24 protein-coding genes and 1 pseudogene are annotated in these 23,646 nt (G+C 38.1%); 22 read left to right on the forward strand and 3 right to left on the reverse strand.

The window, feature by feature from the left end:
* The first annotated feature begins 18 nt into the window (after positions 1 to 18).
* The 8 genes from H3T55_RS09495 to H3T55_RS09530 all read left to right on the forward strand — a co-directional run bounded on the left by H3T55_RS09495 (position 19) and on the right by H3T55_RS09530 (position 7,250).
* Complete coding sequence (locus tag H3T55_RS09495; protein ID WP_225534283.1) at positions 19 to 1,503, forward strand: sensor histidine kinase; 1,485 nt, start codon at positions 19 to 21, stop codon at positions 1,501 to 1,503.
* Positions 1,496 to 2,197, forward strand: coding sequence for a response regulator transcription factor (locus tag H3T55_RS09500; RefSeq protein ID WP_225534284.1), 702 nt, complete (start codon positions 1,496 to 1,498; stop codon positions 2,195 to 2,197). The genes H3T55_RS09495 and H3T55_RS09500 overlap by 8 nt, the downstream gene beginning before the upstream one ends.
* A gap of 20 nt (positions 2,198 to 2,217) precedes the next feature.
* Positions 2,218 to 3,267, forward strand: coding sequence for a hypothetical protein (locus H3T55_RS09505; protein WP_225534285.1), 1,050 nt, complete (start codon positions 2,218 to 2,220; stop codon positions 3,265 to 3,267).
* An 85-nt stretch (positions 3,268 to 3,352) separates the two neighbouring features.
* Positions 3,353 to 3,640, forward strand: a complete 288-nt coding sequence (locus tag H3T55_RS09510; RefSeq protein ID WP_225534286.1) for a hypothetical protein — start codon at positions 3,353 to 3,355, stop codon at positions 3,638 to 3,640.
* A 337-nt stretch (positions 3,641 to 3,977) separates the two neighbouring features.
* Positions 3,978 to 5,177 (forward strand): MFS transporter, encoded by a 1,200-nt coding sequence (locus H3T55_RS09515; protein ID WP_087641242.1) that lies wholly within the window; start codon positions 3,978 to 3,980, stop codon positions 5,175 to 5,177.
* Between the two features lie 36 nt (positions 5,178 to 5,213).
* Positions 5,214 to 6,380: an amidohydrolase gene (locus H3T55_RS09520; protein WP_225534287.1), complete on the forward strand. Its 1,167-nt coding sequence runs from the start codon at positions 5,214 to 5,216 to the stop codon at positions 6,378 to 6,380.
* Between the two features lie 231 nt (positions 6,381 to 6,611).
* On the forward strand, positions 6,612 to 6,851 hold the full coding sequence (locus tag H3T55_RS09525; RefSeq protein ID WP_225550156.1) for a hypothetical protein: 240 nt from the start codon (positions 6,612 to 6,614) through the stop codon (positions 6,849 to 6,851).
* A gap of 42 nt (positions 6,852 to 6,893) precedes the next feature.
* On the forward strand, positions 6,894 to 7,250 hold the full coding sequence (locus H3T55_RS09530; RefSeq protein WP_225534289.1) for a DUF2200 domain-containing protein: 357 nt from the start codon (positions 6,894 to 6,896) through the stop codon (positions 7,248 to 7,250).
* A gap of 64 nt (positions 7,251 to 7,314) precedes the next feature.
* Here the strand turns inward: H3T55_RS09530 and galE are convergent, their stop codons facing one another.
* A complete protein-coding gene (galE, locus tag H3T55_RS09535; protein WP_225534290.1) occupies positions 7,315 to 8,304 on the reverse strand; it encodes a UDP-glucose 4-epimerase GalE in 990 nt (329 codons plus the stop codon).
* A 173-nt stretch (positions 8,305 to 8,477) separates the two neighbouring features.
* On the opposite strand from galE, the gene H3T55_RS09540 reads away from it, so the two are divergent.
* From H3T55_RS09540 to H3T55_RS09575, 8 genes are all read left to right on the forward strand, one after another.
* Entirely contained in the window at positions 8,478 to 9,989 is a 1,512-nt protein-coding gene (locus tag H3T55_RS09540) for a hypothetical protein (protein WP_225534291.1), read from the forward strand.
* Between the two features lie 19 nt (positions 9,990 to 10,008).
* Positions 10,009 to 10,698 carry an enhanced serine sensitivity protein SseB C-terminal domain-containing protein gene (locus H3T55_RS09545; protein WP_225534292.1) on the forward strand — a complete coding sequence of 230 codons (690 nt, stop codon included), beginning with the start codon at positions 10,009 to 10,011 and terminating at the stop codon, positions 10,696 to 10,698.
* The gene (locus tag H3T55_RS09550; RefSeq protein ID WP_225534293.1) at positions 10,695 to 10,919 is read left to right on the forward strand and encodes a hypothetical protein; all 225 of its coding nucleotides are present in this window, start codon (positions 10,695 to 10,697) and stop codon (positions 10,917 to 10,919) included. The genes H3T55_RS09545 and H3T55_RS09550 overlap by 4 nt, the downstream gene beginning before the upstream one ends.
* Before the next feature lie 632 nt (positions 10,920 to 11,551).
* Complete coding sequence (locus H3T55_RS09555) at positions 11,552 to 12,856, forward strand: PTS sugar transporter subunit IIC (protein WP_225534294.1); 1,305 nt, start codon at positions 11,552 to 11,554, stop codon at positions 12,854 to 12,856.
* A gap of 77 nt (positions 12,857 to 12,933) precedes the next feature.
* Positions 12,934 to 13,215, forward strand: coding sequence for a hypothetical protein (locus H3T55_RS09560; RefSeq protein ID WP_225534295.1), 282 nt, complete (start codon positions 12,934 to 12,936; stop codon positions 13,213 to 13,215).
* Complete coding sequence (locus H3T55_RS09565) at positions 13,215 to 14,309, forward strand: DUF871 domain-containing protein (protein ID WP_225534296.1); 1,095 nt, start codon at positions 13,215 to 13,217, stop codon at positions 14,307 to 14,309. Before H3T55_RS09560 ends, H3T55_RS09565 begins: the two co-directional genes overlap by 1 nt.
* A 49-nt stretch (positions 14,310 to 14,358) precedes the next feature.
* Entirely contained in the window at positions 14,359 to 15,486 is a 1,128-nt protein-coding gene (gene anmK, locus H3T55_RS09570) for an anhydro-N-acetylmuramic acid kinase AnmK (RefSeq protein ID WP_225534297.1), read from the forward strand.
* A 56-nt stretch (positions 15,487 to 15,542) separates the two neighbouring features.
* Positions 15,543 to 16,394 carry a MurR/RpiR family transcriptional regulator gene (locus tag H3T55_RS09575; protein WP_087641254.1) on the forward strand — a complete coding sequence of 284 codons (852 nt, stop codon included), beginning with the start codon at positions 15,543 to 15,545 and terminating at the stop codon, positions 16,392 to 16,394.
* Between the two features lie 48 nt (positions 16,395 to 16,442).
* On the opposite strand, the gene H3T55_RS09580 is transcribed toward H3T55_RS09575, so the two are convergent.
* A complete protein-coding gene (locus H3T55_RS09580) occupies positions 16,443 to 17,471 on the reverse strand; it encodes a lactonase family protein (protein ID WP_225534299.1) in 1,029 nt (342 codons plus the stop codon).
* A gap of 189 nt (positions 17,472 to 17,660) precedes the next feature.
* Between H3T55_RS09580 and clpX the strand changes: the two genes are divergently transcribed.
* Both clpX and yihA read left to right on the forward strand, forming a co-directional pair.
* Positions 17,661 to 18,911, forward strand: a complete 1,251-nt coding sequence (gene clpX / locus H3T55_RS09585; protein ID WP_087641256.1) for an ATP-dependent Clp protease ATP-binding subunit ClpX — start codon at positions 17,661 to 17,663, stop codon at positions 18,909 to 18,911.
* Positions 18,912 to 19,027: 116 nt separating this feature from the next.
* Positions 19,028 to 19,609: a ribosome biogenesis GTP-binding protein YihA/YsxC gene (yihA, locus tag H3T55_RS09590; protein WP_225534300.1), complete on the forward strand. Its 582-nt coding sequence runs from the start codon at positions 19,028 to 19,030 to the stop codon at positions 19,607 to 19,609.
* Between the two features lie 42 nt (positions 19,610 to 19,651).
* Here yihA and H3T55_RS09595 read toward each other — a convergent pair whose 3' ends face one another.
* Positions 19,652 to 19,801 (reverse strand): SPJ_0845 family protein, encoded by a 150-nt coding sequence (locus H3T55_RS09595; protein WP_225534301.1) that lies wholly within the window; start codon positions 19,799 to 19,801, stop codon positions 19,652 to 19,654.
* A gap of 200 nt (positions 19,802 to 20,001) precedes the next feature.
* Between H3T55_RS09595 and yidD the strand changes: the two genes are divergently transcribed.
* From yidD to H3T55_RS09615, 4 genes and pseudogenes are all read left to right on the forward strand, one after another.
* Entirely contained in the window at positions 20,002 to 20,292 is a 291-nt protein-coding gene (yidD, locus tag H3T55_RS09600) for a membrane protein insertion efficiency factor YidD (RefSeq protein WP_225534302.1), read from the forward strand.
* A gap of 15 nt (positions 20,293 to 20,307) precedes the next feature.
* Positions 20,308 to 21,192: pseudogene (locus H3T55_RS09605) on the forward strand (ROK family protein).
* Between the two features lie 298 nt (positions 21,193 to 21,490).
* Positions 21,491 to 22,657, forward strand: coding sequence for an ABC transporter substrate-binding protein (locus H3T55_RS09610; protein WP_225534304.1), 1,167 nt, complete (start codon positions 21,491 to 21,493; stop codon positions 22,655 to 22,657).
* Between the two features lie 108 nt (positions 22,658 to 22,765).
* Positions 22,766 to 23,644, forward strand: a complete 879-nt coding sequence (locus H3T55_RS09615; RefSeq protein WP_087641262.1) for a branched-chain amino acid ABC transporter permease — start codon at positions 22,766 to 22,768, stop codon at positions 23,642 to 23,644.
* Positions 23,645 to 23,646 lie beyond the last annotated feature (2 nt).

Below are 23,646 nucleotides of genomic sequence, written 5' to 3' on the forward strand. Positions count from 1 at the left end.
GCGAAAAGGGAGAAAAAAATGACGATCAAAAGGCGTTTTCTCATTTCATATATTGGCGGAATAACGATTGCTTGTTTATCATTGGTATCTATTATTTGCATCGTTTTGTATGTTACGACTGGGCGTATTCCTAGCCCAGGAACGTTATACCGAACCTTTACGCAGCAGCGTTCATTAAGCCCGGAGGAAGAACTAGCGTATGTCAAACTTCGAGGGATCGCAAAAACAGAACCGGAACAATTATTGTATCCGAAAGAGGATGTAAAAAAGATGATCCAGCAGTTTGAAGGAGAATCTCTAGGCGTCGTTGTACGTCAAAATGAAGAAATCAATTACTATTCACAAGAACTGGTAGAAAAATCATTGATCGTCCATTTTCCTAAATTTGATGCCAATAATATTGAAACCAGAGGAACGATCGACAATGCTGGACGTTTGTACCGATACATGAAATTTGATTTCTACTTTAAAAATCAGGTTCCAGGAACACTATTAGTATTAAAAAAAGAAAACAACATCCTTGATTTTATGACTAAGTGGGGGATTTGGATCATCGTTTTTATCTTATTACTGTCTATTGGCGGAGTGCTGTTTTTAAACCAACTATTAAAGAAAACGATCATTCAACCTTTGGAAAATTTAGGCAGTGGTATGTCTGAGATAGGAACGGGACATTTACAAGCGCCAATGACCAAACAGCCGGAAAAGACTGCTTTGGAAGTCAAGCAATTGACAGATGATTTTGAAAAAATGCGGACGGCTTTGATCAGCTCTACGAACGAACAAGAAAAGCTTGAGATCAATCGGAAAGAGCTGGTTGCCAGTATCTCTCATGATTTAAAAACACCGATCACATCGATCATCGGTTATGTGGAAGGCTTACTTGATGGTGTAGCAGATTCACCTGAAAAACAAGACAAATATTTACGGACGATCCATACGAAAGCTATTGCTTTGAATGAGTTGATCGAAGAATTATTTCTTTATTCAAAATTAGATGCTGATGCCATAGCCTTTCATTTTGAAGCAATCAATATCAGTGAGTTCCTAAAACATTTGATCGAAGAATTTCAGTTACGGAAGCAGCAGGTTTCACTGGAGCTTATTGATCAAGCAGCTTCTTCAAGTAAGGTATACGGTGATCGCATGCAGTTAAATCGAGTCTTTACGAATTTAATTGAAAATAGTCTGAAATTCAAGCAAAATGAACGTCCTCTAACGGTGGATATCAACATTTCTGATCAAAATCAGTTCGTAGAAATTCGTGTGACAGATAATGGTCAAGGAATTGCTAAAGAGCAGCTGCCTTTCGTTTTTGATCATTTTTATCGAGGTGAGGAAGCTAGACCGACACAGACAGGCGGTAGCGGGCTAGGACTTGCGATCGTTAAACAAATCGTCGATATGCATGAAGGAAAAGTAATGATCGAAAGTGAACTGGACAAAGGGACAACAGTCAGTATTTTATTGAAGAAAGTTGATGGAGGATCGTCGAATGCCTGATAAAAAATCAAGGATATTACTAATTGAAGATGATGCAAGCATTGCAGAATTACAAAAAGATTATCTTGAAATCAATCAAATGGAAGCTGAAATCTCTAGTGATGGAAAAGTTGGCTTGACCAGAGCACTGAATGAGCCTTTTGACTTGATCGTCGTAGATATCATGCTGCCATCGATGGATGGATTTGAAATTTGCAGAAGGATCAGAGAAAAAAAGAATATTCCCTTGATGATCGTTTCTGCTAAAAAAGAGGATATCGACAAAATCAGAGGATTAGGTCTAGGTGCGGACGATTATCTTACCAAACCATTTAGTCCAAGCGAATTAGTAGCCAGAGTACAGGCGCATATCAAACGTTACCAACTACTAACAGGTTCAGATTCAGCGAATGAAACGATTGAAAGCAACCAAATCGTAATTGATAAAAGTGCCCGTAGAGTCCATGTTTTAGGGAAAGAGGTCATTTTTACAACGAAAGAATTTGATTTATTACTTTTCTTCATGACACATCCGAATCGGGTTTGGATGAAAGAACAGCTTTTTCGTCAGGTTTGGGCTATGGATGATCTGGACAGCGATATATATACTGTGGTAGTACATGTTGGACGTATCAGAGAAAAATTGAAGAAAGCGAATTTATCAGAAATACCGATAGAAACTATTTGGGGCAGCGGTTATCGCTTCAATACATGATCGATAGAAAGGAAGTTTAAATGAGAAAAAATTACGTACTGGCTGGTTTGGTTGTATGCGTTCTGACCGTCCTTGTCGGTTGTAAGCCGGATCAAAGGAAAGAGACACAAAGATCAACTACGATAGAAAAGAAAGCCATATTCAACTCGACGGAAAAAGAACCAGCATCATCCAGTCAGACGGAAACAAATGAGCAGATTGTCAATAAGTTGAGCTTTGAAGACACGTCTTATAATTATGATGTCGTGACGGGAGCAACACAAACAACATTCGGCTCAAATCCTAACCCTATCTATACTTATGAAGAGAAGCTGAAAAAAATGTTTTGGTCAAATCAGCCGCCGTTGGGATTATTGGAAGGAAATTACTTCACGAATGAAGGTTACTTTGATGTCGGAAATAAAGGAATTGTTGAAATTGTCACAGATGATGCAAATACGATCGTAAATGTAGAATTCAATGAATATGGGGCTGAGAACTATTATGAATCAAAATACGCGGGAGCAAACAAACGATTGTCCGACTATGCATTTTTTCAGGCACAAAATCCAAGAACAGACGAAACGTTAGTTACAGTAGTGAATGGTATTACGTTTGTTGAAAAGCAAATGCGTGAAGAAAATCGAGTCGATGGTCATTTTAATACAGTCAAAGGCTCATCTACAAGTGCTAGAGAAGGGCTAATGGTGATCGCTGCTGAGTTGGCGGACCAAATTCGTCAGCCGTCGGACACAAAATATATTGGTTATGCAGAAGATTTTGGTGATGGGCTGATCGGCAGACTTCAATTGACTGTAACAGAAGGGAAAATCGATTCAGCGCGTTATGATGAATATTTTGCAGATCAGCCGCAAGCAATCAAATCTGAGCAATTGAAAAAGTACTATCGTCAATCAAAGTATTATTCATTGACTTATAATGAAGACACAGCGAATGATTTTACCGAGTTTTCTGATCGCCTCACAAAAGCGATCGTTGATCAGCAGTCATTGGTGATCACTGAAGGAGAAATCACAAAGCATCCATCCTTTGCTTCTTATGAAAAATTGATCCAGCATATTTCTCTTTGAGAATCTGAGATGAGGAATGATTTCGACACACTTTTGCCATATTTTGTCTTTATACTAAGTAAAAACAAGATAGGAGAGTGTCGAAATGGGCTATTGTTCAACTTACTTTAATGGCAGCCGCGGGATGATGCGGGGAAATATATTAGGAATGGGCTTTATTTGGTGGTTAGTGATCGCTGTGCTGATTGTTGCGGTGATTTACTTTTTGAAGAATCAAAGGGGTCAAAGTCATGAGGCTATGATCAAAAATACTTCAAATTCAGCCCCTGCTAGTGCTCATTCATCTGCTCTTGATCTATTAGATGAAGAGTTTGTAAAAGGAACGATCTCAGAAGAAGAATACCTGCACAAAAAAGAGTTACTAAAACAATAACAATAAATCAACGTGTTATATAAAAAGTTTGAAAGTCAAATCCCCATTTTGGGGGATATCTTGACTTTCGAACTTTTTTTATGGTAGCTTAAATTGTTACTTGATTTTAAATCAGAATAAATGGTGTGTATACTTAGCTTAAAATAATGTTTCGTTCACTTTTTTTTAATAATAATGCCATGTTATTCTTTTTTTTCGTTAAGTAATAGATTATACTATAAGAATGAGCAATTATTGTGGGGAAGAAAAACATTTGTCGATCAAGTTCATCAAAAACGACATTTATTTTTTCATTTAGAGAATAAGCTCACAGTTTTTATCGTTTGAGGAGGTCTTTATGGAGAAAAAAGAATCAAAAAGGACAGGGTTGTTATTAATTGCACTATTTTTAGGGTATACGATGGTCTATATCGATAAAATGTCAGTAGGGTATTCTTTGATCCCGATTTCAGAAGAATTTGGACTTGAGCCTGCGGCGAAAGGAATGATCATGAGCGCCTTTTTCCTGGGCTATGCGTTAATGCAAATCCCAATGGGACTAGTAATCAATAAGGCTGGTTCAAGAATTGTTTTGATCGGTTCTGTATTGGGGATGGGCTTGTTTTCTTTACTATTTGGTTTTGGGACATCCTTGATCATGTTTATGTCTCTTCGCTTTTTAACAGGATTTCTTGCGCATTCCGGTTACGCCTCTTCGGCAAGTAAGGAAGTTACGGTGAATTTTGCACCCGAAAAGCGGACCTTTGCACAAGGGATACTGCTGTCTTCTGCTGGAGTCGCCGGGTTCATTGGTCCGTTAGTTTTATCACCGATCATTACCAAAGCTGGTTGGAAAAATGCTTACCTGATTTTGACTGTAGTCGCTGTTTTGATTGCGATATTCCTTATTTTGGTGATCCCAAGAAAAGAGAAAATAGAAGAACAGGAAATCGCTGTTGCTACTAAGACAGATAAGCTATCGATTTGGCAAATCTGGTCGGATATCCGTGTTTGGATCATATTCTTCAGTGCGTTTTTCCTTAATTGTATTTTATATGGATTGTCAAATTGGTTGCCGAGCTTTTTAACGGGAGAGCGTGGATTGGATCTAAATGGTGCAGCGATCGTTAGCAGTGTGGGTGGTCTATTTATGTTGATCGGCTCTATTGGCGGCAGCTATATCGTCGGTCGTTTCTTTCAGAATATGGAAAAAACGGTCGTAGCTGTTACAGCTGTTTTAGGAACTTTAGCCACCTTTTCATCATACTTCATCGGAAATCTTGTGTTATTGTCATTAGTTATGGGATTAGCTAATTTCTTTTTGATCATTTCCTTTGTTTCGATGATGAGTATTCCTTTAAAAATATTTGAAGGAGCAAAATTTGCCCCGAGTTATAGTACACTTGCTACAGGAGGAATTCTTGGCGGGTTTGTTGCGCCGACATTGATCGGTCAATTAGTAGAATTATCTGGAGGGCAATATATTTCGACTTTTTATTTCTTTTTAGTAGCAGGATTATTGACTGCAGTTACGATTTTATTTGTGAAGCAAAAATAAATACTATGATAGATACACTCTGAAGGAGGAAGCAGAATGACAAATATCCAAGAGAAAATGCCGCAGGCAGAAATGGTGAAATGGAGAAGACATTTACATCGTCACCCCGAGTTATCCTTTCACGAAGTTGAGACAGCTAAATACATTCAATCGGTCTTAGCTGAATTTCCTAATTTGGAAGTCAGCTCGTTGACAGAAAATAGTGTGATCGCAATTTTAAAAGGTAGCAAGCCAGGCAAGACGATCGCATTAAGAGCGGATATCGATGCATTACCTATTGTTGAGGAGGCAGATGTTGAATTTCCATCTGAAAATCCTGGTGTGATGCATGCTTGCGGGCACGATACACATACAGCGATGCTTTTAGGCGCGGTGAAAACACTGACAGAGATGCAGGATAAAATTGCTGGGACTGTGAAATTCATTTTTCAACCGGCAGAAGAAGAACCACCAGGTGGCGCGAAGCTATTAGTTGAAGCAGGAGTAATGGATGATGTGGATCTAGTGTTTGGTCTGCATATTGCTCCAAACATTCCTGTGGGCATGATCGGTACAAGAAAAGGAGCTGCTAGTGCCGCTTCTGATGTCTTTACATTGAAGATTCAAGGAAAAGGATCACATGGTTCGACACCAGAACTTTCAGTTGATCCGATCATGATCGGTGTTGAAATCATCAATAATTTGAACAATATTGTTTCACGTAACATCAGTCCGTTTTCAAATGCAGTGATTTCGATCGGTGAATTCAATGCGGGTAAAACAGCAAATGTCATTCCGGATACTGCACAGATTCAAGGAACGGTTCGTACGAATGACAAAGAAATTCGCCAATATGTCAAACAACGGATCGAAGCGATCATCGATCATGTTTGTAAGATGTACGATGCAACGTATGATCTGGATTATCTTTTAGGGTACAGTGAGGTCAACAATGATAGTGCTGCAACAGATTTAGTGCTGGCAGCGGCAGAAAAAGTTGTTGGAAAGGCGCAAATGTTTGAAGCGCCTAAAATGATGGGCGGTGAAGATTTTTCTGCTTATACAGATGTCAAGCCAGGATCTTTCTTTATTCTAGGTGGAGGAACAGCAGCTGAAGGCTGCGGCTATATGAATCACCATCCAAAATTTAAAATCATGGAAGAATGCTTCAAAACAGGTGCAGCAATGCATACTCAAATCATCTTAGATATTTTAGGTCAATAATAAATCGAGAGAATCGGGATAACATTCGGTTTATTTTAAACACTAAATCGAAAAAAAGCGAGAAGCAAGTAGTTTTGTCTTAAATCTTAGAGCAGACTTCTTTTTCTCGCTCTTTTTTTGGAACTTTTTCAAAAAAAACGGCAAAATTGAAAGAGTCGGCTATTAGTGATAAAAAAGGATAGGTAGTGAAAAATCATGGGGTTGTGGCTCATTCTATTTTTGATTTTTGTCTTGCTGTTAATTATAATAAGCAAGAGTAAAGAGAAAGAACATAAACGTTCTATCAATACGAGTATTCAAAAAAAGGCTCAAAAAATATCTTTGGATGAAAAACTTGAGCTGGAGAAAAAAGATTATCTAAGTCGTATTGCAGGGTGTCTGAAGAAAGTTGAACAAAGAAAAACTCAAGAACTATTATCAGTGATGAATCAACTCCGTCAAGAAAAGGACAAAGACGATTTTGAAGACTGAATACTAAAGTAAAAATCTGATCAATGAAAGGTTGGAGAAGAAATGACTGAAAAGAAACCGAGGATTTTTGGGATGTCCTTTGCGAGTGTTTACCCGCTTTATGTACAAAAAGCAGAGAAAAAAGGACGGACGAAAGCAGAAGTTGATGAAATTATTTTTTGGTTGACAGGCTATGATGAAAAAGAGCTGCAAGGTCAAATAGATTCAATGAATGATTTTGAAACATTTTTCGAAGAAGCACCGCAGCTGAATCCAAATGTATCTCTGATCAAAGGGGTTATTTGCGGGTATCGAGTGGAAGACATTGAAGATGAATTGATGCAAAAAATCCGTTATCTGGATAAATTAGTAGACGAATTAGCAAAAGGAAAAGCAATGGAAAAGATTTTGAGGAAATAGACATAGCTAGTAAAATAAACATCCATGTAACGCGGTTTGATGCGTTACATGGATATTTATTTTTTTATTCCTCGTAGCCATTTGGATGATTTAAATGCCAAGACCAAGCACTCTCAATAATTGAATCTAAGTCAGTATGAAGAGGAGTCCAGCCTAAGACATCTTTGATTTTTTTACTGGAAGCAATCAATGAATGTGGATCACCTTCTCGGCGTTCGCCATACTTGATTGGAATCATCTTTTCTGTCTGCTCTTCAATTTTATGAATGATTTCCAGTGTAGAAAAACCAACAGAACTACCCACATTAAAAATCGTACTTTCATTTCCCTCAAGCAAATAAGTCATTGCTGATAAGTGTGCATCTGCTAAATCGACCACATGGACATAATCTCTGACTGTTGTTCCATCGTTCGTGTCATAATCGTTTCCGAAAATCGTGATGGCCTCTCTTTTGCCCATCGGGACTTCTAAGACAATAGGGATCAAATGTGTTTCTGGACGATGGTCTTCCCCAATCAGCCCGGTTAGGTCCGCTCCAGCAACATTGAAATATCTTAAGACAACATAGTTTATACCATATGCTGTATGACACCATTGAATTATTTTTTCCATCATATATTTGCTTTCCCCATAAGGATTTTTTGGTGTGATCTCAGAATTTTCCGTAATCACAGATTCGGAAGTATCACCATAAACAGCTGCTGTTGAAGAGAAGATGATTGTTTTCACTGCGAATTCGTTCATAACTTCTAAAAGTGTAATAAGACCAGACACATTGTTGTTGAAATAAAGTAAAGGATCCTTCATTGATTCTTCAACAGAAGAATTTGCTGCAAAATGAAACACAACATCAAATGAATATTCAGCAAACAATTTTTTAAGTAAGGATTTGTCTCTTACATCACCATGAATAAATATCGCTGGCTTTGTGACTGCTTTTTCGTGACCTGTTTGAAGATTATCTAAAACTACGATTTGATTCTCTGTATCCGCTAACTGCTTAACCACGTGGGAACCAATATAACCGGCACCACCGACGACTAAAATATTCATTCTTTTCCTCCTTGATAAAACATAGATTGATTACAAGTGTTATCTCAAGTATAGGGAAACTATTTCTGCAGGTCATGTACAATGTCTTGGATTATAAAAATATTAAGAATTCTAATATGGTAAAATGAAACTATCTTCAATAAAGAAAATAAAATGAATTATGAGGAAATCAAATGAGTCAGTTGTTGGTATTACAAGCAGAACATGAGGAAATAAAGAATACGGCAGATGCAATCAAGTATTGCTATCAAAAAATTATTATTGATCAAGAGTGTCGAGAACGATATTTAGAGGATCTGAGTCGTCTATTCGAGGAAGAAACACCGAAACATTTTTTGAATACATTTAAACAATTACGCGCTTTTTCATATGGTCGGAGCAATTGGTGCTGGCTGGAGATCAGCGAAGACGATCTTCAGCAGTTATCATTTAAACATGCCGTATTCTTTTGGGGTGGATTGACCTGCCATCCTAATGGGTATATCAGAGAATTTGCTTTGTCAAAATTGATTGAAGAGAGCGAAGAAGTACCGCTTCGTTTTTTATTAGTGATGTTGAATGACCATCTTAAGATCTTGCGGGAACGAGCGTCCAAAAAGATCACTGAAAAGAATCGATTCATTTCAGAACAAGAATTGATTTTTTGTTTACCGTTGATCGATCAGCTGAAGCAGCTGACATATGAAGAAAATAGGATCATCTATAATCAACTGCAGAAATCAGTTTTAGAACGCCCGCAGCTATTATTGAACGGGCAACGAAATTTCGATAATGATTGCGCCAGAACAGCTTTTAAATGGAGCTTTTTACTAGAGGAGAACGATCGAAAACAAACGATGAGAAATGGGTTAGTCAGTAAAGATCGAGTTATTTTAGTCTGGACATTTCGAGAAATTCAAAAAGAAAGGATATGGGAGGAACAATACCTAGACGAACTATTGAACCATCACAGTATGATCATTCGTAAGTTAGCTTGTGAATGGTGCTATAATAATCGCTTGAAGGATCGACGCATGATAGCGAGACTTTTAGATCGAACAACCGCAATCAAAGAATTGGCATTAGCATACGTGAGGAAGCATTTCCCAGAAATCGACTGCAGAGCTTATTATCTTACGAAAATGGACACCCAGTTAAACAGTGCGGTCCATGGCTTGGCCCTTTTACAAGATTGCAGAGATCAAGAGCAGATGTTGTCTTTACGCCATGCTAAGCAAAAGAAAATTAGGTTGTCAGTGTTGAACTGGTCCAACTGTTTACCATTAGAAGAACAGTTGTCTTTAGCTGTCGACTATGTCTCTGATTCTTCTAGAGAAGTACGTAAAAAAGCAATAGAGCGACTGATCCAAAATTATTCGCTGGCAATCAAAGAGCAACTGTTGCCGATGTTTCAAGAAAGAAAAGAGCTATCTACGCAATTGTCGATCATTAAAATCTTAGCAGCTGAAAATAGAAGGGATTATTTCTTCGATTTAATGCTACTTTACAAAGAGGCTGCTGATCAGCAAGTAAAAAATCAAATTGAAAAACAACTGAAAGACTGGTGTACAGGCTGGAACCAACGTTTCTTTTTTCGATTCAGTTTAAAAGACAAAGTTGAACTGGCTTATTTGCTAAATAAGAATCATATGCACTATTCAGAAAATCTAGTGACGCTCGTTTTAGCTGTTATTAAGTCTAAGTAAATGAAAAAGGAGAATGAAAATGACTATTTTTAACTTATTTAAAAAAAAGCAAAAGGTTACGCCGCCAAACGCATTTAATTATCCTAGAAATGAAGATGGAATAAAGCAGGTGATCGCTTGGCTCAAAACAGCTTCAAATGTGATCCTTGATATAAATGAGGATGGACATATCAGTGTTGGTAGTATGCCGGACGGGAAAACATTTTTATATGCGTACACAGATGTCAGTCAACATGTTCCGGCCTATAAAAAAAATGATCGCTTTATCACTTTGGATTTTGACGGTATCGTTAAGCTTTTTGAGGAGAATCTAGGAATTGATTTTTTATGGATTAATCCAAACACAGATAGCGTACAGTTGAATCGATCTGTTTTTTCTTCTCATCATGTCATTAAACAAGATACTAAGATTCATATTGGTTTACCTGCTGAACGACCTGAGGCAATCATTGATTTTTTAGTTGCTTATGCCAAAAATGATACTTCGATCAGTGCTATTTATTTGGGATTGATGAATAGACAAGATGAATTTAGCTACGCTGTTTTTATTGATAGTGAAAGAGCAAAAGAGATTGTACCTGAAATCGGTCCGAAAATTGGAGAAATTTGTTTGTCTAGCAAAGCCCTCTATCCAGTAGATTTTATCTACGATAACTTTTTAAATGAAGAACAGTACCAAATCTATGAAAAAGGAACCGCTAATCAATGAAAGTACACAATCATAACTTGAATATTCACTATACATTGCCTGATATCTACTGGACACGTCTTCAACTCCTTTATGCAGAAATGCCGCAGTGGAAAGGATACTATGAGGGGATTCCAACTTGGTTTGCCAATGATGAAAATGAAGAGATCATTGAGGTGTCTGTAGAACCAAGCGGGCTGCAATTTTATGCTAGATTATCCGATGATGACTGGAATGCTTGATTTACGCTGTTTAAAGAACAAGCAACAGCTATACTAGGGTTTGAAGTTGGAGAACCAGAAGATGGATTTGATTTTTTTATGATTTGAAGAGATAAAGTGCAAACGAGGCTAAATAAAAAAGGAGCTAGTGCTAAGTAATAAGCAGAGGAATCATTTATTTTCTCGATAAAAAAGTGATGTTCAATTGCTGGCTTATGTCTTAAAAGGAGTCTTTTTTATGTTAGCCTCGTTATTTGCTGATTAATATAGTGTATTGAAACGAAGTTTTTAGGAGAGAAGATGATAGCTATTAAAGACTATTCTTTTTCTTTTTTTGATCATAAAGAAATTTTATTTCTTTTTTTATACAAAAATATTGAAAAAAAAGTTCTTTAGCTGTATGATAGGTTTGTCGATGAGAGGAATAAGCATTGATTGACAGAACATGAATGTATAGCGAAAACTGGAAAACGAAAGTAATGAAGGGAGAAAACAGAGAATTAGAGAGAGGCACTTGTTCATGTTTTACAGAAAAGGTTATATTTCTTCGTACGACAGGAAATGATTAGTGGTTGTGCAATTATGTTTTTTTATGATTTTTTGTAAGGGCTTTATGTAAGGGTTTTATAAATAAAATGAGTGTAAATTAGGAGATGAGTTTAGTGAAAAAGTTTACTGAGTTTATTGAAGTTCATTTAGCTGGACCGATGGCTAAGCTGGCAAATCAACGTCATTTACGTGCGATAAGAGATGGAATCATTGCTACATTACCTTTGATCATTATCGGATCGTTCTTCTTGATCATTGCCTTTCCGCCACTACCGGCCAGTTGGGGTGTAACACAGTTTTTAACTGCTAATGCCGCAACGATTCTGTTACCGTATCGAATGACGATGTATATCATGACGTTGTATGCTACCTTTGGTATTGGTGCAAGTTTATCTAAGACTTATAATTTGGATGTGATATCCGGCGGGATCTTATCTACGATTGCATTTTTATTGACATTTGTTCCAGTTAATATTCCAGCTGAGGCGCTGGATGCGGCAGGAACTGCTGGTTTTGTATTGCCAATGGCTAATTTAGGCGGCGGCGGTATGTTTGTCGGGATCATTACATCGATCTTAGCTGTAGAAATTTATCGTTTAACAGATAAATCAAAATTTAAAATCACGATGCCGGAACAAGTACCTCCAGCAGTTGCCAGATCATTTGAAACATTGACACCGACCTTGATCGTAATTTTAGGAATTTCTACATTGACTTACTTTATCGGCTTTGACTGGCATTCAACGATTTCAAAGATTGTAAGCCCTTTAGTGAGTGCTGCTGACAGCTTACCTAGTGTGTTACTTTTGATTTTCTTGATCACTTTTTTCTGGTCTTTTGGGATTCATGGCGTATCGATCGTTGGTTCCTTGGCTAGACCATTGTGGCTACAGTTATTAGATGGCAATACTGCTGCGATGGCTGCTGGAAAAGAGCTGCCAAGTATTGCAGCTGAACCTTTTTACCAATGGTTCATTTGGATCGGCGGTTCTGGCTGTACAATTGGGTTAGCCTTATTACTTGCTTTTAAGACAAAATCGCAATTTGCTTCAAAATTGGGTAAAGCTACTTTAGCACCAGCGATTTTCAATATCAATGAGCCGTTGATTTTTGGAACACCGATCGTTTTGAATCCTATTTTGATCATTCCATTTATCTTAACACCGATGGTCACAGCAACGATTGCTTGGTTTGCTACACAGCTAGGCTTAGTGAATCGCGTGATTTTCACTGCACCATGGACGCTGCCTGGTCCGATCGGTGCATACTTGGCGACAGGCGGTGACTGGCGGGCAGCTGTATTGAATGTTATTTTGATCGTTATTTCTGTGGTGATTTATTACCCATTTGTGATGATCTATGATAACAATGAACTTGAAAAAGAGCATGCTTTGGGAGAAACAAATTAAGATAGATATACTGGAAATAGACTTAGGTGGATTTCCAGTTTCTTATTTTAGTTGGTTTTAGAAGAGAGGAAATTAGAATGACAAAGATCATATTTTTAACAGCAAGTGTTGTTTTTATTATCGTTGGTTTATTCCTGACTCATTATTTAAAGAAGAAAAATTGGCTACCGAATCGTTGGTTGACTGGCTGTCTCGTTTTTTTGATCGCCTTGGTTCCTAGTTTACTGTTTCCGAATATGTCAGATGGACTTCGGCAAATCATTTATGGTGTAAGCGGGATATTGGCAGTAGTTTTTTTTGAAAGCAGTCGACTAATAGCAGAACAAAAGAGAGTTACTTACGAAATGGAGCAAAAATAATGAGAAAACTTGGCTTATCGATTTATCCAAATCATAGCAGCGTAGAAGAAATCAAAAGCTATTTATCATTAGCAGCAACGTATAATTTCAAACGGGTGTTTACTTGTTTATTATCTGTTGATGAAGGGAAAGAAAAAATTGTTGCAGCATTTAAAGAAACGATTTTTTATGCTAAAGATCTAGGCATGGAAGTTATTGCAGATGTTAGTCCAAAAGTATTCAATGAACTTGGGATCAGTTATAATGACTTATCTTTTTTTAAAGAACTTGGAGCAGATGGGATTCGTTTAGATATGGGCTTCACTGGAAGCGAAGAATCGATTATGAGTTTTAATCCGCAAGATCTATCGATCGAATTGAATATTAGCTCAGGCACGCGTTATGTAGAAAATATTTTAAGCTATCAAGCAAATGCAGATAAGTTATTAGGTTGCCATAATTTTTATCCTCATCGTTATACTGGTTTAAGTTATGAGCATTTTTTGGAAACAACAAAGGTTTATAAAGAACAAGGCATCCGAACTGCTGCTTTTATCAATTCTCCTACCGCCAAAGTGGGTCCTTGGCCAGTTGAGGAGGGGTTATGTACTTTGGAGCTGCATCGAAACTGGCCGATCACAACACAAGCTAAACATTTGTGGGCAACAGAGTTGATCGATGATGTAATTATTGCTAATGCCTTTGCTTCAGAAGCCGAATTAAAAGCATTGAGTGAGCTTGATCCCTATCGTTTAACGTTTGATTGTGAGATCGATAATAGAACACCTGAGACGGAAAGAAATATTATATTGAACGAGTTCCATTTTAATCGCGGAGATGTTTCCGACTATGTTATTCGTTCGACACAGAGTCGTGTGAAGTACAAAGGTCATGATTTTACGCCGTTTCACACGGTGGATATGCAAACTGGTGATATCATCATAGAGACATCGTTGTATGCGCACTATGCAGGCGAACTGCAATTAGCGTTATTACCTATGGAAAATTCGGGTAAATCAAACGTTGTTGGCAAAGTGACCACTGCTGATCAAGTTCTGCTGCCGTATATTAGACCTTGGCAGAAATTTGCTTTTCACGAAGTCACGAGTCACTAAAGCAATGGAGACATTTAAAACTAAAAACAGTATAATAGAGGTGTAAAGAATGGTATATGCAGTTGGTTTGATGTCAGGAACTTCTTTAGACGGAATCGATGCAGCCTTAGTTGACATTAGCGGCAAAGATGAAGAGACGATGGTCGAGCTTCTAGCATTCTCCACATTGCCGTTTGAAAGAACTACATTGAAAAGAATTCGGGAGGCCCTATCGTTAGAGTCTTCTGATGTTGAAAAGATCTGCTCACTGAATGTTGAATTAGGAGAACGATTTGCACAAGCGACTCTATTGGTGTGTGAAAAAGCAGGAATCTCAAGTGAAGAGCTAGAATTTATCGGCAGTCATGGACAAACCTTGTTTCACATTCCATTTGAGAGAGATGATTTTGTTGCATCTACCTTGCAAATCGGAGATCCCGCTGTTATTTGTGAGCGAACAAAGACGACAGTCGTTTCAAACTTTAGAGAAAGAGATATGGCAGTTGGCGGACAAGGAGCACCGATCGTTCCGTATTCAGAATATGTATTGTACCAAAAAAGAGGCACCACAAGACTTTTACAAAATATTGGCGGGATCGGAAATGTTACCGTACTGCCAGAATCTGGGAAATTGACGGATATGATTGCATTTGATACAGGACCTGGGAATGTGATCATGAATGAATTATGCGTCCACTTTTTCGGTCAAGAGTACGACAACGATGGTTTTTATGCAAAACAAGGAGCAGTAAATCAAGCTTTATTAGATGAATTGATGGCACATCCTTATATTCAAAAGGCATATCCAAAAACAACTGGACGGGAAGACTTTGGTAAACAGTTCACTATGGCTTTGATCGAGAAATGGCCATTAGATCCAGTAGATTTGATAGCAACGGCAACGATGTTCACTGCACAGTCGATCACTGAAGCGGTTCGACCTTTCATAAAGGGTAAAACAGAGCTTATTATCGGGGGCGGGGGAAGTTATAATCCCACACTGGTTACGATGATCAAAGAAGAATTACCGGAAGCTAGCGTATTGATCCAAGAAGAGATCGGTTTTTCTTCTGAAGCCAAAGAGGCTGTTGCAATGGCTATTTTAGCAAATCAAACACTGCAGCATAGAAGCGGAAATGTCCCAAATGCGACTGGAGCAAAACGAGCAGTACCATTGGGAAGTATAACTTATTATTGAATGCAGGGGCGAATTTCTATGATTCGCCCTAATGTACATAAAAAGGAGAGCAGTAAATGAGTGGTGAAAATATTCAAGGTAGAATTATCAGTCTGTTGGATGTGCTGCCAAAATCTGAACAAAAAATAGGAAACGCGATTTTAGAAGATCCTGCAAAAGTGATCGATATGACAGCGGCAGAATTAGCCAACTATGCAGGGACGAGTCCAGCAACCGTTATTCGTTTTTGTAAGAAAATCGATGTGTCTAGTTTTACTCAGTTGAAAGTTCGTTTATCTGCTGAAATCGAAACACCTGTGTATGAAGGGTATTCAGATATCACAGCAAATGAATCGGTCGATGAAATCAAGACAAAATTATTGGGAAATGCCTATCAATCGATGCAGGAAACAGTCGCGTTATTAAATGAAGAACGAGTAGAAACGATCGTCGATCTGTTAGTCGCTGCACCGATCATTTATGTTTTTGGCATAGGGGCTTCTTATTTAGTGGCGGAAAACATTGCTCAAAAATGGAATCGGATCGGTAAAACGGTCGTTTGTGTACAAGACTCTCATGTTTTAGTGACGATTCTAGTTTCAGCTCCAAAAGATGCAGTCTTTTTCTGTGTTTCTCATTCGGGGGAAACGAAGGAAGTGCTGCGCTTAGTTGATGTAGCGAAAAAACATCAGCTGAAAACGATCGGGCTCTCTCAATTTGGCAACAACACGTTGACCAACAAGGTGGCCTATTCACTTCAGACGGTACGTTCAAACGAAGCCGTCCTTAGAAGTGCGGCAACAACCTCGTTACATGATCAATTTATTGTTGTAGATGTGTTGTTCTATGCTTATGCTTCTCGTAATTTTGACCGAACGTTGGAGATGATCCAAGAGTCAAAAGCCGAAGTACGAACTTATGAAAAATAAAAAAGCAGCAGAATCGATCGTTTCGTGATTCTGCTGCTTTTTTATTTCTTATTTAAAATAGACACAAACACACTCAGGTGCATAAACATCTTTTTGGATCATTTCTAGAAGTCCAGTTTCTTCATCACGACGATAAAGAGTTAAATTGTCCGTATTTTGATTTGCTGCCACAACAAATTTACCAGAAGGATCTAAGTCAAAATCTCTTGGAATTTCACCTTCTGTTGAAATTAGCTGAATACGGTCGATCTTTTGACCATCTTCTGAAGTAGCAAAAACAGCAATCGAATCATGTCCACGGTTTGACGCATAAACAAAACGTCCATCAGCAGAAATACGAATCGCAGCACCGCCGTTAAATTCGTTAAACCCTTCAGGCAAAGTAGATACTTTTTGTACTTGTTCAAATGAACCGTCTGCTGCATTGTAGGCTAAAACAGTCACTGTACTGTCCAATTCACCAAAAAGATAAGCGATTTGATTCGTTGGATGGAAAACCAAGTGACGAGGACCAGTGCCGGGTTCTGCAATGTATTGTGCAACTTCTGATAATTTACCTTCAGCACTAACGTCATACGTATAGACACGATCTGTTCCTAGATCACAAACAGCCAAGCGGCCATCTGGCGTTAAATCCGTATAATGTACGTGAGCATTGTCTTGATTTTCATGCGGGCCAGTAGGTTCATCATGGATGATCTTATCCGCATCTTCCAAGCTGCCGTCAGCTAAAATACGATAAACGTGAATGATTCCTTGATGATAATTGGCACCGAAAACCAATTGCTTTTCTTCATCAACTGAAACGTAACATGGGGGAGCACCAGCTTCCGTTACTTTGTTGATCAAGTCAAAATGATCGTCTTTTGCTTTGTAGGCTGCCATGCCGCCTTCTCCATCAACAGATGTCACGTTGAAAAGAGCACCCTTTTGATCTATGGTTAAGTAAGTAGGACTAGTTTCTTCTACTAATAAAGAAGCTTCCGAAAGTTTTGCTTGATCTGTATCAAGTGCAATTTGATAGATCCCTTTACTTACTCGACGAGTATATGTTCCTAATAAAATCTGTTCCAGCATGAAATTCCCTCCATTTTTACTGCTGTCTAGTAAAGCTACAGCAAATCATTTTTTCTATTTTAGTATAACATAAGTATTGCTTTATTTATAAAAACTTTACAAATCCAATGTTCGCATTTTCACTTGTTTTGTGCTATTATGTTTTAAGACTGTATGGACAGTCATTTTTAATTTAGAGAGGTGACATGCATGTACGATAATACAAATAACAATGGTGCAGTCCGCTGTTCATTCTGTGGTAAAACACAAGAAGAAGTGAAGAAAATCGTTGCTGGACCAGGTGTCTATATTTGTAATGAATGTATCGACTTATGTAAAGAGATTATTGATGAAGAATTTTACGATGAAGCCGTACGTGAACTAACAGATGTCCCAAAACCTCAAGAAATTTTGGATGTCTTAAACGAATATGTTATTGGACAAGATCAGGCAAAGCGCTCATTGGCAGTAGCTGTCTATAATCACTATAAACGTGTAAATCAATCAGAAAAGTCAAGCTCTGAGGATGTCGAACTACAAAAGAGCAATATTTGTTTAATTGGCCCAACAGGTTCTGGGAAAACATTTTTGGCTCAAACATTAGCTAAAACATTGAATGTACCATTTGCGATTGCTGACGCGACGAGTTTAACAGAAGCAGGTTATGTAGGGGAAGATGTAGAGAATATTCTCTTGAAGTTATTACAATCTGCTGATTTCAATGTAGAGCGTGCAGAAAAAGGAATCATCTACATCGATGAAATCGATAAAATCGCTCGTAAGAGTGAGAATGTTTCGATCACACGTGATGTTTCTGGTGAAGGCGTTCAACAAGCCTTACTTAAAATTTTGGAAGGAACTGTTGCAAGTGTGCCGCCTCAAGGTGGACGTAAACACCCGCATCAAGAATTTATCCAAATCGATACAACGAATGTACTATTCATTGTTGGCGGAGCTTTTGACGGTATCGAAGGAATCGTAAAAAATCGTTTAGGTGAAAAAACGATCGGTTTTGGTACAAATAATAGTAAAGTCAATGAAGATGAAAGTATCATGCAGCAAATCATTCCAGAGGATTTATTGAAATTTGGTTTGATCCCTGAATTTATTGGACGTTTACCAGTAACTGCGGCATTAGAAAAATTAACAACAGATGACTTGGTTCGTATTTTAACTGAGCCTAAGAATGCATTAGTGAAACAATACCAAAAATTATTATCATTAGATGATACAGAATTGGAATTTGAAGAGGATGCTCTTCGTGCGATCGCTAATAAAGCAATTGAACGAAACACTGGTGCCCGTGGACTTCGTTCGATCATTGAAGAGATTATGATGGATGTCATGTTTGACGTGCCTTCAGATGATACGATCGAAAAAGTGATCATTACAGAAATGGCAGCAGACGGGACCGGAAAACCTGCGATCATCTACGATAAAACAGATAAAAAAGCAGGCTAATCATTTACAAGACAAACCATTGATTGTTATGTACATGATGAGACGGAAGTTCAGCTTATTCGGATAGACACGGAGCTGAACTTCCGTTTTAGTCTTTTATGTTAGGAGGTCAATACATGCAAGTTCATAATGCTGAAATTATTATTAGCGCAGTTTCACCAAAACAATATCCAGAAACAGAATTGCCGGAGATTGCTCTAGCTGGCCGTTCAAATGTTGGCAAATCTTCATTCATCAATACGTTGATCAATCGAAAGAATTTAGCCAGAACTTCCGGTAAACCGGGGAAAACACAAACGCTTAATTTTTATTTGATTGAAGATGCATTGCATTTTGTCGATGTTCCCGGATACGGCTATGCGAAAGTTTCAAAGACTGAGCGGGCCAAATGGGGTGAGATGATCGAGACGTATATGACAACAAGGAAACAATTAAAAGCTGTTGTTTCACTAGTCGATCTACGTCACGCACCGACGCAGGAAGATATTCAAATGTATGAATTTTTAAAATACTATGAAATTCCAGTGATTGTGGTTGCAACTAAAAAAGACAAGATTCCTCGTGGAAAATGGAACAAACACGAAAGTATCATCAAGAAAGCATTGAATTTCGATAAGTCTGACGACTTCATTCTTTTTTCTTCCCAAACGAAAGAAGGCAAGGAAGAAGCTTGGCAGGCGATTGAAAAATATTTATAAAAAAAGCTTTGACTTCTCGAAAGAGTTGTCAAAGCTTTCTTTTTATTGCTCTTTTTTCTGTTCTTCTTTTTGCTCAGCTTTAGCTGCTTGCTTTTCTAGTTCTTCTTTAGGCATTTCGACTTTTTTAGGATCTACCGCAAAAGCGTCGAATAATTTATCTAAATCGTCTTTTCGTTCGAATTTTAAACCCATCGTTGCTTCTCTCCGTTCCATTGATTAGTGATATGTAATAAAGTTACTTGTCCCTATTTTAGCACCCTTTTAGAGATTTGAATAGTTTTCTTTTTCAGAGTCAAAAAGGAATCTAAAAATGTTTTTATTTTGTTCCAGCAAACTTGCATTCGGCGTTAAAACAGGGTATAGTTTTTGCGGATAGAGAAAAGAGGGAAGAAATGGCAAAAAATATTTTTGTTGGAACGGTGCGTTTTTACCAACGTTTTATTTCACCAGGACTACCAGCCAGCTGCCGTTATCATCCAACTTGTTCCCAATATATGATCGATGCGATTCAAACACACGGAACGATCAAGGGTGTGACGATGGGGACAGCCAGATTTTTACGTTGCCACCCGTTGACTAAAGGCGGTATCGACTATGTCCCATTAAAATTTAGTTTAAAAAGAAATCCGGATCAGGAATATCATGGTCCGTATAATTATAGAAGGAATAAGAAAAAAAGATAAGGATGGGTGTTTAGGATGGCGATTTTGACATTTGACTTTGGCGGATCAGCAGTAAAACATGGTGTATGGAATGGTCAGGAGATCATCGATAAAGGAAAGTTTACTACACCGAAAACATGGGAAGAAATGAAAGCGTCTTTATTAACTGTTTTTACATAGACAAAGACTACGGTTGAAGGCGTTGCGTTGAGTGCACCAGGTGTAGTGGATGTAGAAAAACAGATGATCAACGGAATATCTGCGATACCGTACATTCATGGCTTCAATATTTTTAAAGAATTGGAAGCGCTATTCAAACTACCTGTAGCGATCGAAAATGATGCCAACTGTGCAGGAATGGCGGAAATTTATGAGGGCGCTGCGAAGGGAAAACAGGAAGTTGCTTTCGTTGTGATCGGGACAGGGATCGGTGGTGCGATTTTCCATAAAGGTCAGATCGCCAAAGGAGCGCATCTTTATGGCGGTGAGTTTGGACTGATGTACTTAGATCAGGGAAAAACATTCAGTCACTTAGGAACAGCAGTTCAGATGGCTTGGCGTTACTGTAAACGAAAAGGTGTAGCGAAAGAAACTTTTTCGGGTGAAGAAGTATTTGCGTTTGCAAAAGCAGGAGATGAGTTGGCGATCGAAGAGGTCAATAACTTTTATGAGTATTTAACACAAGGGTTGTTTAGTATTCAATTTTCACTTGATCCGGAAATGATCGTTCTAGGTGGCGGTGTTTCAGCTAAAGAGGGATTGCTGGATGAAATCGACCGTCGAATGAAGAAAAAACTTGCTCAGTTTGGTTTGAATGATTTTGTTCCGCATATCGTGACTTGTCAATACAATAATGACGCAAACTTGATTGGAGCAGCGGCAAATTTCCAAACGATGCATCAAAAAAATGAAAATCAATAGACGTTGATCACTCAAAAAGGGCAAAGCAGATTTCTCGTTTTGCCTTTTTTTGATGGACGTATTGTCAAATCAGTTAAGACTAAAACAAGAAGTTTTTTCCAATAATTTGAATTATAGAAATTTTCTGAAAATTCATTGACATTTCTTTCGTTTTTGATTATATTTGTATACATACTCTTTAATAATTATATATGCACGGAGAATTATTCAGAGGAAATACAGACTCAAGTCGTACGAGTGTTGTTTTTTTCAATGATAAAAACGCGCGTTCAACTTTTAAACTCAAGGGGGAAACAAGATGAAAAAATTTAGTTTTTTATTTGCCAGTCTATTTTTACTAGCAGCATGTGGACCAGCAGCTGGCGGAGGCTCAAGCGGCGGTGGAAATAAGGTTGAAGGCGATACGATCAAAATCGGGATGAATATGGAGCTGTCTGGCGATGTTTCAGCATACGGGAATGCTGAAAAAGAAGGTATCAAGCTTGCAGTTGAAGAAATCAACGAATCAGGCGGTGTACTTGGTAAAAAATTAGAATTGATCGAAAAGGACAACAAGTCTGAAAATGGTGAAGCAACATCAGTTGCAGCCAACCTAACTGCAAAAGATAAAGTAGTAGCTGTTGTGGGACCAGCGACTTCTGGTGCGACAAAAGCAACGATTCCGAATATGACAAAAGCAGCAGTGCCAGTCATTACTCCATCAGGAACAGATGACAGTATCACAGTTGCAAATGACAAGGTGCAGGAGTATATCTTTAGAGCCTGCTTCCAAGATACATTCCAAGGGGTCATCTTAGCAAAATTTGCTCAAGATAATTTGGATGCCAAAAATGTTGTGATCATTGGGGACAATTCAAGTGATTATGCGATTGGATTGACCAAATCCTTCAAAGATACGTACAAAGGAAAAATCGCTAAAGAAGAAACATTCACTGCAGGTGACAAAGACTTCCAAGCAATCTTGACGAAGATCAAAGATCTTGATTACGATGCGATTTATATCCCAGGTTACTATGCAGAAGCGGGCTTGATCATCAAGCAAGCGCGTGAAATGGGCATCGATAAACCGATCCTAGGTGCAGATGGTTTTGGTGATGAAAAATTAGTTGAGATCGCCGGAGCTAAAAATGTTTCTGATGTGTATTACACAGGACACTTCTCAGAGAAAGCACCTGCAACGGATAAAGTAGAACCATTCGTAAAAGCGTTCAAAGAAAAATACAGCAAACAGCCATCTGCGTTCAATGCATTAGGCTATGATTCAGTTTACATGTTGAAACAAGCAATGGAAGACAAAGATTCTGCTGATTCAAAAGATATTACAGAAGGCTTGGCTTCATTAAAAGATTTCGTTGGGGTAACTGGTAAAATGTCGATGGATAAAGACCACAATCCAGAAAAATCAGTTGTTGTATTAGGATTGACAGAAGGAAAAGAAACGTCTGCTGAAGCAGTAAATCCTTAGTAAAATATCAATAGCAAATTTAAAGAGGGTGAGACAAGTTTTTACGTTTTGTCCATCCTCTTTTTTCTTTAAACAAACAATTATTCTAAAACATTGGAAGTGAAAACTATGGAAGTCGTGATCCAGCAATTAGTAAATGGGCTTTTTCTAGGCAGTATCTATGCTCTATTAGCGTTAGGGTATACAATGGTTTACGGTATTATAAAATTGATCAACTTTGCCCATGGAGAAATCTATATGTTGGGCGGTTTTATGGGGTATTTCTTTATCAACAAATTAAACTTAGGCTTTTTCCCAGCATTGATATTATCAATGGCTGGTGCTGCTGTGATCGGTGTCGTGATTGAATTTTTAGCTTATCGTCCTTTGAGAAAATCAACAAGGATCGCAGCCTTGATCACAGCGATCGGTGTTTCCTTTTTACTGCAAAACGGGATGATCTATTGGTTAGGCCCAGAAAAAAAATCATTTCCTCAAGCGATCGAATTTAAAAACTATCAACTAGGCTTTATTCAGATTTCAAACATTCAAGTACTTATTTTAGTGATTGCTTTAGTCTTGATGATTGCCTTGCAGTTGATCGTCAAAAAGACAAAAATGGGGAAAGCAATGCGGGCAGTTTCTGTTGATGCAGACGCCGCACAATTAATGGGAATCAATGTCAATCGTACGATTTCATTCACATTTGCTTTAGGCTCAGCGCTAGCAGCTGCAGCTGGTATGCTGATCGGTTTATATTATAATTCGATCGATCCGATGATGGGAGTCGTACCAGGACTTAAATCATTTGTTGCAGCTGTTTTAGGTGGTATTGGTATTATTCCAGGAGCGGCTTTAGGCGGATTTGTGATCGGTCTATTAGAAACGATTACCATTGCACTTGGTTTTTCTGATTACAAAGATGCAGTTGTGTATGCATTATTGATTATTATTTTACTGATTCGTCCTGCTGGTATTTTAGGCAAGAACATCAAAGAGAAAGTGTAGGT

The sequence above is a fragment of the Enterococcus sp. S22(2020) genome (genome assembly GCF_020295385.1).
Classification (GTDB): domain Bacteria; phylum Bacillota; class Bacilli; order Lactobacillales; family Enterococcaceae; genus Enterococcus_L; species Enterococcus_L dunnyi.